Source organism: Streptomyces sp. HUAS MG56 (genome assembly GCF_058673395.1).
Map to the genome: position 1 here is coordinate 1,398,228 of NZ_CM178722.1, position 15,732 is coordinate 1,413,959.

Genomic DNA, 15,732 nt, shown 5'->3' on the forward strand with positions numbered 1-15,732 from the left:
TCCCCTGGAGGGGAAGCACGACGTGCGCGGAGCCTATACCGTCCGCACCCGGAGCGGGTCGAAGGTCACGACGGTCTGCGGGCCGTCTGCCCAGCGCACACGCAACTCGCCGTCCAGCCACCTCACTTCGGCCACGGCGGCGGCGAGCGGCGGGGCCTCGGCATCATCACCGGCGTCGGCTCCCAGGGCGGCCAGCGCGACGAGCACCGCCGTTCCCTGGACCTCCGCCGAGAGCCTGGGCATCCGCACCCATGGCTCGTAGGCCGTGCCCTCGGGCGCGCGTACCTGGTCCGCCCCCGCCCAGCCGTGCACCCCCGTCAGCTCGGAGCGGAGCGCCCGCGTGGCCCATCCGGTGAGGGTGACCCGTGCGCCGTGGGGCGCCCCGGTCACCCGGTGGATCCGCAGTTCGTGGTGGCCGCGTGCCACGGTCACGCTCTCGACGCGCAGGCCCGGCACCATCGGCGGTCCGGACAGGAACACCGGCCGGTGCCAGGACGCCGCCCAGCCCCATCCGTCGCCCTGTCCCGCGCCCAGTGGATGGATGCGCCGACGCACACTTGCCACGCCGCCGACCTCCACGGACACATGGTTGTCGGCGACGTTGGCCCGCGATGTGGGGCCGGTGTGCGTGGAGTACGCCTGGCGGCCGTACAACGGGTCGTCCTCCGCGGCGGATTCACCCTCGTGCGGACGGACATGGTCGCTGCCGTGGTTGTGCAGACGCACGATGCCGTCGGCCCTGGTGGACTGGACGAGCAGTCCGGGGGCGGGCAGCGCGAGCACCCGGTCGAGGCCGTCGCTCGGGGCCGCCTCCTCGGTCGCCGTCCACAGCGGGTCGTCCTCAGCCGCGAGCAGGGCGACGAAGGCCTTCGACGCCCAGTAGGGCGACGCGGGTCCGGAGTAGGTTTGCAGCGTGGCGGTGTGCGGGCCGTGCCAGCCGAGGCTGAGGAGCCCTTCGTCGGTGACCGCGCCCCGGTCGAGGAAGTAGCGCAGGTTTCCGCTGATCAGGCGGCGAGACGTGCCCGGGGGCAGCGGGGTGTGGCCGGTGACGGCACCCATGCCGACCGCCGCCGACGCCGCGAACCGGTAGGTCAGCGAACGCCCGAAGTGGATCGGCGCCCCGTCGGCGCCGAAGAGGAGCGAGAAGCCCTCCAGGTGCTCGCGCAGCCGCGGCCCGAACCGCTGCGACAGCGCCGTGTCGCCCGTCAGATGGGCGTGGAGCAGCGGATACAGGTGCAGCGCCCACCCGTTGTAGTGGTCGAAGGCCCGGCCGTCGCCGTCCGCGTACCAGCCGTCGCCCCGGTACCACGTCTCCATCAGGTCGAGCGCGCGCTCCCGGGCCCGCGCCGTCGCGGCGTCGCCGCGGCCTGCGGACTCCAGGAACGACGCCACCGTGAACGGGAAGAGGTACCAGTTGTTCGGCGCGGGGGTGTGCGTGACGGCGCCGCGCAGCCACGTCTCGGCCCGGTCCTGTACGTCGCCGTCGAGCCGGTCCCACAGCCACGGCCTGGTCAGTGACAGGCCGAGCGCCACCGACGCCGACTCGACCATCGGCTGGCCCTGTACATGGTGGTCGAGGATCAGCGGCCATGACTCGGTGTCGTTCCGGCCGGGTGTGCGGGTGCCGGACGCGAGGCCGGTCGCGTACCGCTCCAGCCAGCCGTGCGGGTCCTTGCCGCCGGCGCCCGCGACCCGGAAGCCGGCCGCCAGGAACGTACGGGCATAGCCCTCCAGGCCGTCCGAGCGGACGCCGGACCTGGAGGGGCGGCCCGGCAGGTCGAGCAGGGCGCCGCCGGGGGTCGCCCAGCGCCAGGCGGCGCCGAGCAGCCCGTCGGCGACGGCCTCCCAGTGGGCGCGGGTATAGCCGGTGTACGGGCTCGATTCCCGGTCGTCCGGCGGGAGTTCGATCGGGATGCTCATGCGAGGAAGGCCAGCCTTTCGCGTCGTACGGGGTGGGCGAGGCCGTCGCCCGCGGCCCACCTGGCCACCTCGCCGACGGCCGTGTCGGCGAGCCGCTCCCATTCGTTGCCCTGGGAGCCGGCGAGGTGGGGCGTGATCAGTGCGTTCGGGCAGTCCCACAGGGGGTGGTCGGCGGGCAGGACCTCGGGGTCCGTCACATCGAGCACCGCCCGGACGCGGCCCGCGCGCACCACGTCGGTGAGCGCGTCCTGGTCGACGACGGCGCCGCGCGAGGTGTTGATCAGCACTGCTCCCGGCCGCATCGCGTCCAGCAGTTCGCGGCCGACGAGTCCGCGGGTGGCGGGCAGCAGCGGGGTGTGGACACTCAACAGGTCGCTGCGGGCGAAGAGTTCGGGCAGGGGCACCCATCGGACGCCCAGCTCGGCGGCCTCGGCCCCGGTGACGTACGGGTCGTGCAGCAGCACTTCGTGGTCGAAGGGGCGCAGCAGTTCGATGACGCGCCGGCCGATGAGGGAGGCGGAGAGGATGCCCACCGTGCGACGGTAGTTGCCGACCTCGTGCGAGGTGCTCAGCCAGTCGGCCCGCTCACGTGTCCGCCGGAAGTCGCGGGCGCGTTCCAGTACGTGTTTTCCGTGCAGCAGGATCATGGCGAGTGTGTACTCGGCGACGGGCAGCGCGTTGGCCGCGGCCGCCGAGGACACCTCGATGCCCCGTTCCCAGCAGGCGTCGGTGATGTGGCCGCGCACCGAACCGGCCGCGTGCACCACGCACGCGAGCCGGGGCGCCGCCGCGAGGACGTCCGCGTCGAGGCCCGGGCATCCCCAGCCGGTGACGAGCAGCTCGACATCGCCGAGGACGTCCTTCGCCCGTACGGTCGTCAGGTCGTCCAGGACCGGCAGCGGCGCCAGGTCGCACACGTCCCCGAGCGCGGCCAGCGACCGCGGGGGGAAGACGGCGGCCGCCGCTTGGCGCGACATGGCCAACGCCGCGCGGGGCCTGGTCACTTGACCGCCCCCACTGTCAGGCCGGACCGCCAGAAGCGCTGGAGGAGGGCGAACGCGACGATGAGCGGAAGGACGGCGAGGAGCGAGCCCATGATCACCACCGGGTAGTACTCGGGCGAGACGGACGCCTGGCTGTTCCACTGGTACAGCCCCAGGCTCACGGGATACAGGTTCTGGTTGGACAGCATCACCATCGGCAGGAAGAAATTGTTCCAGATCGCCGTCAGCTGGAACAGGAAGACCGTGACCAGACCGGGGCCCAGCATGCGCAGCGACACACGTATGCAGGTCGTCAGCTCGCCGGCGCCGTCGACCCGCGCGGCTTCCAGGATCTCGTCGGGCACATAGCCCTGGGCGAAGATGCGGCCCAGGTACACGCCGAAGGGGTTGAACAGGACCGGGATGAACACCGACCAGAAGGTGTTCACGACACCGGTCTCGGACGCGATGAGGTACAGCGGCAGCGCGAGCACCGTCTGCGGCACCATGACGGCGGCCAGCACGAGCCCGAAGAGCTTCTCCTTGTGCCGGAAGTGGTACTTGTCGAAGGCGTACCCGCAGGCGACGCTGATCAGCGCGCCGAGCGCCCCGCCCAGGACGGCGTACAGCAGGCTGTTGCCGTACCAGCGGCCGTACAGTCCGCCGTCCATGGCGAACAGGTCCTCGATGTTGCGGACGAGGGAGAAGTCGCGGAACGACAGGATGCTGCTGCTGAACAGGGCGTCGCGGGACTTCGTCGCGGCGAGCAGCAGCCACACCACCGGCAGCACGGTGTACAGGACGGAGACCGCGACGACGACGTTGACGGTCGCCCGGCCCAGCATCCGCGGGCGTGTCAGGGTCCGGTCCGTGGCGCTCATCGGGCGCTCACCTCGGCCGAGTCGACGCGGTTGGTCCAGCGGGTGACCCCGTAGGAGAGGGCGATGGTGATGACCAGGAGGATCACGGAGGCGGCGGCCGCGAGCGAGTAGTTGTTGCGGCTGAAGGCGGCGTCGTAGATGTACATGCTGGGCGAGAACCGGGTGTTGATCATCTGTGAGGACTGGTGGAGCAGCATCGGCTCGGTGAACAGTTGCAGCGCCCAGATCAGCGTGAACATCGCGACCATGACGATCGAGGAGCGTACGAGCGGTGCCTTGACCTGGAGCGCGGTGCGCACCGGCCCCGCGCCGTCGACCACGGACGCCTCCAGTACTTCACGGGGCACCGCCTGGAGGGCCGCGTAGAAGACGACCATGTTGTAGCCGACGTTGCTCCACAGGGCGATGTTCACGATCGACGGCAGCGTGGTGTGCAGGCCGAGGAAGTCCACCGTGACGTCGGCCTTGCCGAGCGCCTCGATGACGGGGCTGATGCCGGGTGTGTACAGGTACAGCCAGATCAGGGCGGCGATGATGCCGGGCACCGCGTGCGGCAGGAACAGGCCCAACTGGGCCCAGGCGCGCAGCCGGACGACGCCGGAGTCGAGCAGCAGGGCGAGCGCCAGGGAGCCGGTCACCATCAGCGGGATGTAGATCAGGCAGTACAGCCCGACCGTGGCGAGCCCGGACAGGAACGTCGGGTCGGTGAGCACAACGGAGTACGAGCGCAGGCCGACGAACACGGTGCGCGCCGGGCCGAAGCCGAGGCCCGGATGGTCGTCGCTGAAGAAGCTCAGCCACACCGCCGTGCCGACCGGGAGCAGGAAGACGAGGGTGAGGAGGACGAAGAACGGCGTCATGAGGACGCCCGCGGCGCCGTTACGACGGCGCTTCGCCGCACGCTGTGCCGTGCGCCGGGAGCCGTCCGCCGGCTGTGCCGGGGCGGTCCGCGGCGTCGTGACGCGGGCTGTCGCGGTCATGGGTCACCTGCCTCTCGGAGTGCGGGCGGTCACGTCGAGTGCTGGGTGGTGGCGAGGCCCAGCGCCTTGAGATCGGGCATCGTGCCGTCTTGTGCGGCGCGCATGGCGGACAGGATCGTGCCGGAGCCGGCTCCCGCCCGGGCGAACGCGTCCTGCATGACGTAGCCGGTGGCGGTCATGCGCGGGCCCCACACCCAGCCGTCGCGGATCTTGTAAGCCTCCTCCTCGAACAGCCGGTAGATGTCCTGACCGCCGTAGTAGGCGCGGTCGAACGCGGCACGCCCCACGGACACGAGTCCGGTCGCGGCCGGGTACTGGCTGCTCGCGCCGCTGGACAGCCGGGCCCTGAGGGCGTCGGGGTGCGCGACCTGCCACTCGATGAACTCCATGGCGGCCTCGGGGTGCCTGCTGTCCTTCGTGACGGCGAACGTCGAGCCGCCGTGCGTGCCGAGCGCCGGCTGGTCCGGGGTCCACTGCGGCAGCGGCGCGACACGCCACTGGCCCTTCTGCTCCGGATGCCCTTTCATCTGCGCGCCCGCGTCCCAGGCGCCGCTGAGCCGGGTCAGGACCTGGCCTTTGCCGATCTGCGCGTCGTAGAGGCGGGCGGTGGTGGAGTTGCAGTGGACGAGGTCCTCGTCGATGAGCCGCTGCCAGTACGCGGCGACCTTCCGGGTCGGGGCGTCCGTCATGGACACGTTCCAGGCGCCCTGGGAGATGTCGAACCACTGCGCCCCGGCCTGCCAGCACCAGGCGGCCATCTGCGGCATGCCGTCGGTGGGGAACACGGCGATCCGGCGGCCGCCGCCCGTGCGGCGCACCGTGCGGGCCAGGTCGGCGAACTCGTCCCAGGTGGTGGGGACATCGAGGCCGAGCTGGTCGAACAGATCCTTGCGGTAGTGCAGCACCATGGGCTCGGTGTCGAGCGGCACGCTGTACGTGCGCTTCCCGAAGGTCGTCTGGCCCAGCGACTGGGGCAGCAGTTTCGCCCGCAGGCCTGCACCGACCAGCGAGGTGATGTCGCGGGCGACCCCGTCGATCGCGAAGCCCGGCAGCTGGGGGTACTCGATGGTGGCGACGTCGGGGGCGTTGCCCGCGCGTGCCGCGTTGCTCAGCTTCAGATACCCGCCCTGTGTGCCGGAGGGGATCTGCTCGAAGTCGACCTGGATGTCGTCGTGCGTCTTGTTGAACGCGTCCACCACCTGCTGGCTGCCGCGCAGGGCGGACCAGAACGTGATGGTGGTCGCGCCTTTCCTGCCGGACTTACTGCTGCTCCCGGATCGGAGGGACGCGCTGTCGTTTCCGCTGCACGCGCTCAGTGCGCCCGTCAGCGGCAGCGCGGTGATCGCGGCGAGCACGGATCGACGGCTCTGTCGACCAGGCATGGGCGCCTCCCGCGGCTCGTGCGGATCCTGCGTGTTCGGGTCACGGGAATACTGAGCGACTGAATGAACCTGGTCAATAGATCAATCAGAGGAAAATAGAACGGTCAAACGCTCACTTCGCTAGGGCAGTTGACTCCGGGGTCGCGGATGTGCGCGGCGCCTGCGTCGAGCCGCGGACCTTCAGCGACGGCAGCAACTCCAGCCGCCGCACGGGCGCGCTCGCCCCCTCGGGGTCCCGCGGGTCGAGCCGGCGCAGCAGCAGCTCCGCCGCCGCACGACCGACGTCCGCCTTCGGCGGGGACACCGCCGTCAGCGGGGTACTGCCGAGCGCCGCGACCACGTCGTCGTACGCGATCACGGAGCAGTCCTCGGGAACCCGCACGCCGTTGTCGCGCAGCGACTGCACCAGCATCAAGGCGTCCACGTCGCCGTGCAGCACGGCGGCCGTCGCACCCAACTCGGCCAGAATTGAAGGGAGTTCGACCGGTGTCTCCGTGGTGGCCGCCGCCCGGTCGGGCACCGCGCCGGGCGAACTGAGCGCCACGGCCCACTTGTCGACGTCCGGGTGGTCGGCGGCGATCTCGGTGAACGCGGCACGGATGGCGCGGGCCGTCGGACTGTCGTCGCGCGCGGCGAGCACGATACGCCGATGGCCCAGCTCCGTGAGGTGGCCGACGGCGAGATGGATGCCGTACCAGTGGTCCGTGCAGACGGTGTCCACGGCGTGCAGTGCGCTGCCGCGCCGCGGCCTGCGTTCCATCACCACCACGGGCACGTCCAGGCGCGACAGCCAGGAGTAATCCGCCTCCTCCGTGGTGCGGCTGCGCCAGCGCGGCGCGATCAGCAGGCCTCGCGCCCCCTCGGCCAACGCGCGCTCCACGAGCGGCTGTTCGGCCCCCGGGGCAGCCGGTGCGATGTGCAGCGCGATACGGGTCCCGGCCTCCTCGAACACAGTCCGGGCGCCGTGCAACGCCTCGTACAGATACGCATGGCGCTCGGGCACCACGACCGCGACCGGACCGCCGTTCGCCGAACGCGGCGCGGGGGCGGCCGGGCGCTCCGTCTCGGGCAGCACCGGGCGGGCCACACCATGGCCGCGGCGCAGCTTGCCCGCACGGGCCAGCTCCTCCACATCGCGCCGTACGGTCACCACCGACACCGCGAGCTCCGCCGCGAGATCGCTGACCCGGATCCCACCGCGCGACTGCACCGCGGCGAGGATCCGCTGCCGCCTGAGATCGACCGGTTCGCGCATGCCGATGGCCCCCTCACAACCCGCTGTCCGTTTGAGCGCTTCGCTGAACGTTTCGTCGGCAGCATAGCCAGGGGGTGCCGGGGTGCTGGTCGCCGGTGTTGACCGTGCCGTCGCCGGCGGGACGCCCCTCGGGGCGGCCCGGCCCACGTCCGAGGCGAGCTCTCGCACGGCGGCGTGCGCGGTGGCGGACGATCTACGGCGGCCTGAAGCAAACCCCATGCTCCAGCGCGAGGACGCCGCACCGACCCGCGACGATCTTCCGTGACGAGACCGAAGGAAGCGCCCGTTCATGAGCACTCCACCGGCCACCGACCCGACCACCGCCCCCTCCTGGACCGTGGGCGGCGTCACCGTCCACCGCATCGACGAGGTCCCCCTCCCATCCACGACCGGAGCATGGCTACTGCCCGACGCGACCCCGGACCTCGTCGCCGGGCAGGACTGGCTGCGCCCCCACTTCGCCGACGACTCCGGCATCCTGCACATCGACAGCCACAGCTTCGCCTTCACCCTCGACGGGCTGCACATCCTGGTCGACACCGGCATCGGCAACGGCAAGCAACGCGCCAACCCCGCCTGGGCACCCACTTCGCACCCCCACAGCCGGCCACGTCGTCTCGCACGGGCCCGCCTACCGACTCTCACCCGTCCCCGCCGATCCCCACTGGCCCCGCGTCGGACACAGGCGGCGAGGCCCGGGAGGCCGCTCAGCGCCAGTAGTTGCTGACCTCGGGGATGGTGGCGAACTCCCAACTCCCCTATGTCGCATAGGGAATACCCCACGCTTCACCCCGACCGGGGCGAAGATTGTGAACTCTCAAGTAAACTCGCGGTCACCCGCTCCCCCCTCGCCTTCACCCCTCCTCCGGCCTCCCCACCCCACCTCAACGGAGACCCACCCCCCATGTCCGTAACGGCGAACACACCCGAACCGGCGTTACCGAACACCCGATGTAGCGCTCCCGAGGGCTCCGCCGATCTCGGCGCTGCCCCCGCTCCTCCCACCGTCCTGCTGGACGACCAGGCACTCGCAGACTTCCTCGCAGCCGCCGTCGGCGAGTATCAACTCATCACGGCCCAGGCCCCGTTGCCCTGTTTCGCCCTGCTGCTCGGCCACGCGGAGACGACGACGTACCACGTACGGCGCATCACCTTCGGCCGGAACGCCCGCACGACCGATCCGTCGGCCCGACGGGAGTTCCGCGAGACGATCGTGCCGACGTTCGGACCGGCCTACGAGAACGAGCACCGCGGCTGGTGGATGGACTCCCGCGACCTCCTCCGCGCGTCCCGCGAGGCCGACGCCCTGGGGATGGATCTGCTCGGCTCCATCCACATGCACCCGGACTGGCACCGGTTGGGTCCGCCGTCGGAACGGGGTCAGGTGCTCAGTGAGCGCCCGACGCCCATGGACCGCCATCTCTTCGGGCGGACCGGATGGCCCCTCAACCTCATCTGCTACCTGGAGCACCGCGGCGGCGCGTACTACCACTCCCTGGCAGCCTGGGCCCCGCCTTTCCCGCACCGGTCCGAGGACACCGGCTGCCCCGAACTCGCCCTGCTCGTCCGAACGAGCGCCCTGCTGAAGGTGTGAGAACGATGCATCAGCCCGAAGAAGCCCACACCCCGGGCTCGCACGGCGCCCGCGAACACACCCGGGACGGCGGTGCCGGGGACGACGTTCAGGAGATCCGGGCCCTGTGGTCGCGGATGACCCGTGGCTGGGCGGCGGGTGACGCCGCGCTCTTCGCCGCGAGCTTCACGGAGGACTGCGACTTCACCACCGTACGAGGCGAGAAGCCGGCCGGCCGCAGCGGCATCGAGGCGGGACACGAGGCCCTGTTCCAGGGGCCGTTCGCCGGAACGCTCCTCGACGCCCAGGTCGTGTCCGTCCGCTTCCTGCGCCCCGGTCTGGCCACGGTCGAGGCGGAGTCGACCATCACCGCCCGCAGCGGCGAACCGCTCACCTCCACGCACGCATTGGCCGTCGTGGAGCGGACACCGGAACGTCGCTGGCTGATCAGGGCGTTCCACAACATGGTCCCCGCACCCCGCCCGACCGAGCACGTCCTCGACGCGAAGGATTCCGCCATGAACGAACCCATCGGGCGGCCCAAACTCCGCCACCTGGCCATCGTGGCCCGCGACCCGGAGAAGCTCGCCGAGTTCTACTCCTCGGTCTTCGCGATGGAACTCTTCCACCGTGATCCGGACGGCAGTTGCTTCCTCTCCGACGGATATCTGTCCCTCGCCCTGATCAAGCACCAGCTCGACGGCGAGACCCCGGTGGGAATGAACCACTTCGGCTTCCACGTCGAGGACACGGCAGCCACGTCCGAGGCACTGGTTGCGGCGGGCACTCCGAAACCCGCGGAACGCTTCACCGGCCGCCCCTTCGCCGAGTACCGGGCCATGGATCCGGAGGGAAACTGGTTCGACCTCTCGGCACACGGCTTCGGCGGCCCGCGCCCGAAGCCCGACCCCTCCGGAACCTGACCAGCTGCCACCGACCGCCCGCCACCGATCGCCCGCCAACACCATCGTGCGCCAGAACCGCACCTTCTTCGCCCGACCACGGCGCGAACGCCCTGCACCAGCACACGCCCGGCCTCAAATACCCCGAGGGGGTATAGACTCCGGTCCCGACGGCGGCGGTCGACAGCGAAGGGCAGGCACCATGCATGCGATCGGGCACGCGCTCTCCCTTGCCGGGTCGATGACCTGGGAGATCACCTGGGCCTTGATCCTCGGCTTCACCCTCTCCGCGGTCGTCCAGGCGGTGGTGCGCCGCGAGACGGTCGTACGGCTCCTCGGCGACGACCGGCCCCGTACGCTCGCCCTGTCCGCGGGCCTCGGCGCGGCCTCCTCGTCCTGTTCCTACGCCGCTGTCGCGCTCGCCCGGTCGCTGTTCCGCAAGGGCGCCGACTTCACCGCGGCCATGGCTTTCGAGATCGCCTCCACCAACCTGGTGATCGAGCTGGGTGTGATCCTGGCCCTGCTGATGGGGTGGCAGTTCACCGCCGCGGAGTTCGTCGGCGGCCCGATCATGATCGTCGTGCTCGCCCTGCTGTTCCGGGTCCTGCTGCGCGAGCGGTTGCTGCGCCGGGCGCGGGAGCAGGCCGAGCGCGGACTGGCGGGCTCCATGGAGGGGCACGCGGCGATGGACATGTCCGTGGGCGGTGAGGGCGGATTCGCCCGGCGGCTCTTCTCCCGGGACGGCCTGACGTCCGTGTCGCACATCTTCGTCATGGAATGGGCGGCGATCCTGCGCGACCTGGTGGCGGGGCTGCTGATCGCCGGGGCGATCGCGGCGTGGGTGCCGGACGACTTCTGGCGCACGTTCTTCCTGGCCGACCACCCACTGGCGGCCAGGCTGATCGGGCCCCTGATCGGGCCGCTGGTGGCAATCGCCACCTTCGTCTGTTCCATCGGCAATGTGCCGCTTGCCGTGGTGCTGTGGAAGGGCGGCATCAGCTTCGGCGGCGTCATCGCCTTCGTCTACGCCGACCTGCTGATCCTGCCGATCCTGAACATCTACCGGAAGTACTACGGCGCCCGGATGGCCGTCTTCCTGCTGGTCACGTTCTTCACGGCGATCGCCGTGGCCGGATATGTCGTGGAATTCGCCTTCGGCGGCCTCGGGCTCATCCCCGACCAGGCCGACGCCAGGATCCCCGAGGAAGGGATCACCTGGAACTACACCACCTGGCTCAACATCGCCTTCCTGCTGCTGGCCGCATCCCTGCTCGTCCGCTTCCTGCGCACCGGTGGTCCGGCGATGCTCCGCATGATGGGCGGCCCGCCGGACCACGAGGAAGAGGAACACGACGACGGGCACGGGGACAGGCACGGAGAAGTGCACGGTGACAGGCGCGGAAACGGGCACGGACATGGACACGAGGGCATGCACGGCGGGCCCCGCGGATAGGTCGCCGAACGGCCATCTCCCCTCGTCGCAGGACTTTGCCCGGGGGCGGTTGTCCCCGCACACCGGGCACCGCTTAGTCTTACAACTTGTAGGAGATGCCGGGAACGGCAATCCACCCCAGGTCAAGCCCCCGTCAGGCTCTGCGCCGGGACGGGCCGGCTGCTAGCAGTGGGGGCATACGCCTGGCTGAGGAGTGGCGAGTATGAGTGAACACCGGCGCCGGACGTCGGGGAGGACCGGGCCGTCCGGCTCGGACGGCGTGCCGTACGGCGGCCGGGCCGAGGCGCGCAGGGCTGCCCGGGGGGACGGCGGACGACGACGTCGCCCGGCGGAGGCGGGCGGTGCGACGGACACAGGGCGTGCCGCGGCGGGTACTCGGCGTGCACAGGCCGGGCGTTCCGGCCGGCGCCGCTTCATCAACTACCCGCAAGCGCACAGACAGGGCTTTCGGCGGTGGCTTCCCTCGTGGAAGCTGGTGTCCGGCACGTTCCTGCTGTTCCTGGGCTGCGTGGTGGGCCTGTTCGGGTACGCCTACGCCACGACGACGATCCCCAGTGTGAACCCCAGCACACAGGCGCAGAGCAACACGTACTACTGGTCGGACGGCTCGATCATGACGACGCAGGGGTCGACCAACCGCCAGAACGTCGACCTCTCCCAGGTTCCCAAGCCGGTGCAGTGGGACTTCCTCGCCGCGGAGAACGCCACCTTCTACACCGACCCCGGCATCGACACACAGGGCATGCTCCGCGCCGTGTACCACATGGCCTCCGGCGGCGAGGTGCAGTCCGGGTCCACCATCACCCAGCAGTTCGTGAAGAACACCTACCTGACCCAGGACCAGTCGGTCACCCGCAAGCTGAGGGAGATCATGATCTCCCTGAAGATCGGTGGCCAGCTGTCCAAGCAGCAGATCCTCCAGGGCTATCTCAACAGCTGCTACTACGGCCGTGACGCCTACGGCATCGAGGCCGCGGCGCGCACCTACTACCACGAGCACGCCTCCCAACTGACCGTCAGCCAGGGTGCCTTCATCGCCGCCACGGTCAACGAGCCGAGCCTGCTCATGCACGCCGACACCGACCCCCAGGCCAAGGCCCAGGCCACCGGGCGCTGGAAGTACGTGCTGGACCGCATGGCCAAGATCAACAAGATCACCGCCGCGCAGGAACAGCAGTACCTGGCCGCCGGATTCCCGACACCCAAGCCCTACTCCCCGTCGGCGGGGATGTCCGGGCAGACCGGCTATCTGGTGCAGACCGCCGAGAAGTACGTCGAAGCCCATACGTCCCTCACGGACCAGCAGTTGGGCAACGGCGGCTACCAGATCTACACCACCTTCAACAAGAAGAAGGTGAACGCGCTGTCGGCGTCCGTGGCGGCGATGGAGAACAAGCACCTCGACCCGAAGCACCGCTCGGCCGACAAGGACGTCCAGGTCGGCGCGGCGTCCGTCGATCCGTCCAGCGGCGCGGTCGTGGCCCTGTACGGCGGTGCGGGCTGGAACAAGGGCCACTGGACCAACAACGCCGACGCCACCGGTGTGCCGGTCGGCTCCACCTTCAAGCCCTTCGACCTGGCCGCCGGCCTCGACCACGGCGCCGTCCTCTCTCCGGGGCAGCCGGCCTCGCCGATCACCCCGGACTCCAAGTTCAACGGCGACGACGGCATCACCATCAAGAACCAGCAGGGCCAGGAGATGCCGGACCCGAGCGACCCCTCGGGCCTCCTGCACCAGCGCAACGACGTGCCCACGAAGTGGGGTTACATCACACTGCGCAAGGCGATGGAACAGTCGGTCAACACCCCCTACGTCCAGCTCGGCGAGTACGTCGGCTACAACAATGTGGAGGGCGAGGCCCTCAAGGCGGGTCTGCTGCGCAAGAGCCTTCAGTACGACACCCCGGGCTTCTACATCGGCACCTCCACCCCCTCGGCGATCCGCATGGCCGACGCGTACGCCACCTTCGACGCCAGCGGCGTCCAGCACGAGCCGTACTCGGTGACCAAGGTCGTCGCCAACGGCCATCAGCTGCCCGGCTTCGAGGCGCCCAAGGGCATCACCGCCATGCCCTCCTCGACCGCCGACACCGTCACCAACGTCCTGCAAGGTGTCGTGAAGAGCGGAACCGGCACCAACGCCCAGGCGCTGGGCCGCCCGGTGGCCGGCAAGACCGGTACGACCGACGACTACAAGTCCGCCTGGTTCATCGGCTACACCCCGCAAATGGTCACGGCGGTCAGCATGTTCAAGGAGGACCCGAAGAACTCCGGCCTCCAGTCGATGAAGGGCGTCGGCGGCTTCTCCAAGGTCTTCGGCGCCGACATGCCCACCGAGGTGTGGACCGGCTACATGACCGACGCCCTCCAGGGACAACCCGTCCAGCAGTTCCCGCCCGCACCCACACTGGGCCAGGGCGCGAACGAGTTCGGCACTCCGACGGCCACCCCCTCCCCGACCGCGACCAAGCCCTCGGCCAAGCCGACCAAGCAGGGCACACCGGGCTCCTCCGACGGGGCCTGCCGCCACCACAAGAAGAACTGCGTCAGCCCGAGCCCGACGGACACCACCGGCACCACCACCGGCGGCACCGGCGGCACCACCGGCGGCGCAGGCAACGGCGGCCTGCTCGGTGGCGCCACCGGCGGCACCACCGACGGGACCACGAGTGGCACGACGGGCGGGACGACCAGCGGCACCAACGGCGGCACGTCGCCCAGCCCCACCCGGCCCGGCCGGCATCCCTGACAGCCCCCGGACGGCACGAACTGCGCGCTCCGCACACCTGACACCGAGGCCCCGGCTCCCCCGAGCCGGGGCCTCGGTGCCGTGGCCGGGCCCTCCGTCTGCACGACCGTGAGGACGCCCATCACGACGTAGGCGGTGCGCGAGCCGGCGAGGTCTCCTGGTCCCCTGTCAGTCGCAGGCGGGGGCGTTGCCGAGCACGTCGTCGACGTGGCAGATGAGGCTCACCGGCGTTTCCAGGAGCGGGAAGCCCGAGGCGTCGTCGGTGGTGCTCGGGGCGGAGCCGCTGTGGGCTGCCGCGGGGGTCGCGCCTCCGAAGGCCGCTGCGGCGGCAAGGACGACGGCAGCGAGAACAGTACGCACGCGCATCACACTCCTTTGTGTCAGAAGGATCGATCGCCTCAGGAGATGACCGCCTCACAGCCCGCCGAACCGACCGGGGCCGAATATCACTCACAGGGACGCACCACAACTTCGACACGCTCACCGTCCCCCACCACCTCGGCCTGCCCATGCCCTTCGCCACCCTGATCGCGGCGGGCCCGTCCGTCGGCACCTTCGGCGAGCGCCTGCCCATCTCCAGTGCACTACCGAGGAGTTGGACCGACCACGCGCCTCGGACGGCGTCACCTCTCAGCCGCTCCGGCGGCGTCGGCCGCCGCTGGAGATCGATCGGCGGCGGTGGCGTGCGGCTGGGGGAGGTCAGCGCCGACAGGAGCACGCCCAGTGCCTCCGTCGAGGCACGCAGACAAACCTCGCGGGCGCCACGGCTGCGAGCGCGGCGGCCGGCCGGGAGATGAACGCGCAGGCCGGCCGGGGATCAGCCGGCCGGGCGAGCCCATTCGTGTCGTACACGAGCATTCGTGTCGTCCACGACCCCGCCACGCCGCGCGCTGACTGGCGGGCCCTCCGCATCACACTGATCCTGTTCATGGTCGGCAGGCAACGCGGTGCGAGGGAATTCCGTCTTGCGGGGTATCAGGCTGCGGTCGAAGCGCAGTCACCGGCCCAGGACATGGGCGGCGGCCCGGCCGTGGATGGGGACCAGATGAGGGGCAGGACAGCAAGATGAACCGTGGTATCGGCTCCGCCGGAAAAACCGGCTTCCGCCGTCAGGGAGCCAGGGTTGTCGCCGTGGGCGCACTCGGCGCGGCCGCCGCCGTGCTGGCAGTGACACCGGCGTTCGCCAAGGGCGACGTCGTTCTGAACGCGTCGCCCGGCACGGTCCGGGCCGGGCACACCGTCCATGTCACCGGGCACGGCGCAAGCGACGCGGTGCGCTTCGCCAAGCTCTGTGCGCAGGAGCGCACGGGGACGCGCGGCGGGTGGCACACCGTCGCGTGCGGCCGGATCACGGAGATCGGGGGCAACGACGCCAAGGTGGACGCGAAGATCAAGGTCACGCGCCGCGGCGTCGTGCAGTTCCGTGGCGTGCTCTACGGCGTGGACGGTCCGCGTGGCGGCCACCCCCACGCGGACATGAGCACGCCGGTCAGGACCGTCCACGTGCGCTGACACACTCACGGCACGCGAGTCCTCGGCCGAGCGACGCCAACGACGCCTCGGCCGGGGAATCCCGGTCGTCGTCGAGGCCTGACGCGCCTGCACGACCCTCCTCGGCCTGCTGCGCTCCGGCACCCGCTCCCGCAGCGAATGC

General features: G+C 70.6%; 12 protein-coding genes and 1 pseudogene. 6 read left to right on the forward strand and 7 right to left on the reverse strand.

Features of this window, described 5'->3' with window-relative positions; translation table 11 throughout:
• Positions 1–33: 33 nt before the first annotated feature.
• The 6 genes from AC4OXY_RS06970 to AC4OXY_RS06995 all read right to left on the reverse strand — a co-directional run bounded on the left by AC4OXY_RS06970 (position 34) and on the right by AC4OXY_RS06995 (position 7,401).
• A complete protein-coding gene (locus AC4OXY_RS06970; RefSeq protein WP_491993447.1) occupies positions 34–1,920 on the reverse strand; it encodes a DUF2264 domain-containing protein in 1,887 nt (628 codons plus the stop codon).
• Positions 1,917–2,897 carry a hydroxyacid dehydrogenase gene (locus AC4OXY_RS06975; RefSeq protein ID WP_491993448.1) on the reverse strand — a complete coding sequence of 327 codons (981 nt, stop codon included), beginning with the start codon at positions 2,895–2,897 and terminating at the stop codon, positions 1,917–1,919. Before AC4OXY_RS06975 ends, AC4OXY_RS06970 begins: the two co-directional genes overlap by 4 nt.
• Positions 2,898–2,920: 23 nt before the next feature.
• Positions 2,921–3,784 carry a carbohydrate ABC transporter permease gene (locus tag AC4OXY_RS06980; RefSeq protein WP_491993449.1) on the reverse strand — a complete coding sequence of 288 codons (864 nt, stop codon included), beginning with the start codon at positions 3,782–3,784 and terminating at the stop codon, positions 2,921–2,923.
• A complete protein-coding gene (locus AC4OXY_RS06985) occupies positions 3,781–4,764 on the reverse strand; it encodes a carbohydrate ABC transporter permease (protein WP_491993450.1) in 984 nt (327 codons plus the stop codon). Before AC4OXY_RS06985 ends, AC4OXY_RS06980 begins: the two co-directional genes overlap by 4 nt.
• Positions 4,765–4,793: 29 nt before the next feature.
• Positions 4,794–6,146: an ABC transporter substrate-binding protein gene (locus AC4OXY_RS06990; protein WP_491993451.1), complete on the reverse strand. Its 1,353-nt coding sequence runs from the start codon at positions 6,144–6,146 to the stop codon at positions 4,794–4,796.
• A gap of 112 nt (positions 6,147–6,258) precedes the next feature.
• On the reverse strand, positions 6,259–7,401 hold the full coding sequence (locus AC4OXY_RS06995; RefSeq protein ID WP_356031218.1) for a substrate-binding domain-containing protein: 1,143 nt from the start codon (positions 7,399–7,401) through the stop codon (positions 6,259–6,261).
• Between the two features lie 289 nt (positions 7,402–7,690).
• On the opposite strand from AC4OXY_RS06995, the pseudogene AC4OXY_RS07000 reads away from it, so the two are divergent.
• The 5 genes and pseudogenes from AC4OXY_RS07000 to AC4OXY_RS07020 form a co-directional block, all read left to right on the forward strand.
• A pseudogene (locus tag AC4OXY_RS07000) lies at positions 7,691–7,981 on the forward strand (MBL fold metallo-hydrolase); the annotation flags it as partial.
• Positions 7,982–8,305: 324 nt separating this feature from the next.
• Positions 8,306–8,995, forward strand: coding sequence for a hypothetical protein (locus AC4OXY_RS07005; protein WP_356031220.1), 690 nt, complete (start codon positions 8,306–8,308; stop codon positions 8,993–8,995).
• 5 nt (positions 8,996–9,000) lie between these two features.
• Positions 9,001–9,897 (forward strand): SgcJ/EcaC family oxidoreductase, encoded by an 897-nt coding sequence (locus AC4OXY_RS07010; RefSeq protein ID WP_356031222.1) that lies wholly within the window; start codon positions 9,001–9,003, stop codon positions 9,895–9,897.
• Positions 9,898–10,078: 181 nt separating this feature from the next.
• On the forward strand, positions 10,079–11,329 hold the full coding sequence (locus AC4OXY_RS07015) for a permease (protein ID WP_491993452.1): 1,251 nt from the start codon (positions 10,079–10,081) through the stop codon (positions 11,327–11,329).
• A gap of 475 nt (positions 11,330–11,804) precedes the next feature.
• On the forward strand, positions 11,805–14,078 hold the full coding sequence (locus tag AC4OXY_RS07020) for a transglycosylase domain-containing protein (RefSeq protein WP_491993453.1): 2,274 nt from the start codon (positions 11,805–11,807) through the stop codon (positions 14,076–14,078).
• Between the two features lie 168 nt (positions 14,079–14,246).
• Here AC4OXY_RS07020 and AC4OXY_RS07025 read toward each other — a convergent pair whose 3' ends face one another.
• On the reverse strand, positions 14,247–14,438 hold the full coding sequence (locus AC4OXY_RS07025; RefSeq protein ID WP_356031226.1) for a hypothetical protein: 192 nt from the start codon (positions 14,436–14,438) through the stop codon (positions 14,247–14,249).
• Positions 14,439–15,143: 705 nt separating this feature from the next.
• Between AC4OXY_RS07025 and AC4OXY_RS07030 the strand changes: the two genes are divergently transcribed.
• Positions 15,144–15,590: a hypothetical protein gene (locus AC4OXY_RS07030; RefSeq protein ID WP_491993454.1), complete on the forward strand. Its 447-nt coding sequence runs from the start codon at positions 15,144–15,146 to the stop codon at positions 15,588–15,590.
• The last annotated feature ends 142 nt before the right edge of the window (positions 15,591–15,732 follow it).

Excerpts from the sequence above, each read along its gene's own strand:
- AC4OXY_RS06975 (WP_491993448.1), bottom strand. The coding sequence starts at position 2,897 with ATGTCGCGCCAAGCGGCGGCCGCCGTCTTCCCCCCGCGGTCGCTGGCC.
- AC4OXY_RS06995 (WP_356031218.1), bottom strand. The coding sequence starts at position 7,401 with ATGCGCGAACCGGTCGATCTCAGGCGGCAGCGGATCCTCGCCGCGGTG.
- AC4OXY_RS06990 (WP_491993451.1), bottom strand. The coding sequence starts at position 6,146 with ATGCCTGGTCGACAGAGCCGTCGATCCGTGCTCGCCGCGATCACCGCG.
- AC4OXY_RS07010 (WP_356031222.1), top strand. The coding sequence starts at position 9,001 with ATGCATCAGCCCGAAGAAGCCCACACCCCGGGCTCGCACGGCGCCCGC.
- AC4OXY_RS06985 (WP_491993450.1), bottom strand. The coding sequence starts at position 4,764 with ATGACCGCGACAGCCCGCGTCACGACGCCGCGGACCGCCCCGGCACAG.
- AC4OXY_RS07005 (WP_356031220.1), top strand. The coding sequence starts at position 8,306 with ATGTCCGTAACGGCGAACACACCCGAACCGGCGTTACCGAACACCCGA.
- AC4OXY_RS06980 (WP_491993449.1), bottom strand. The coding sequence starts at position 3,784 with ATGAGCGCCACGGACCGGACCCTGACACGCCCGCGGATGCTGGGCCGG.
- AC4OXY_RS07030 (WP_491993454.1), top strand. The coding sequence starts at position 15,144 with ATGAACCGTGGTATCGGCTCCGCCGGAAAAACCGGCTTCCGCCGTCAG.
- AC4OXY_RS06970 (WP_491993447.1), bottom strand. The coding sequence starts at position 1,920 with ATGAGCATCCCGATCGAACTCCCGCCGGACGACCGGGAATCGAGCCCG.
- AC4OXY_RS07015 (WP_491993452.1), top strand. The coding sequence starts at position 10,079 with ATGCATGCGATCGGGCACGCGCTCTCCCTTGCCGGGTCGATGACCTGG.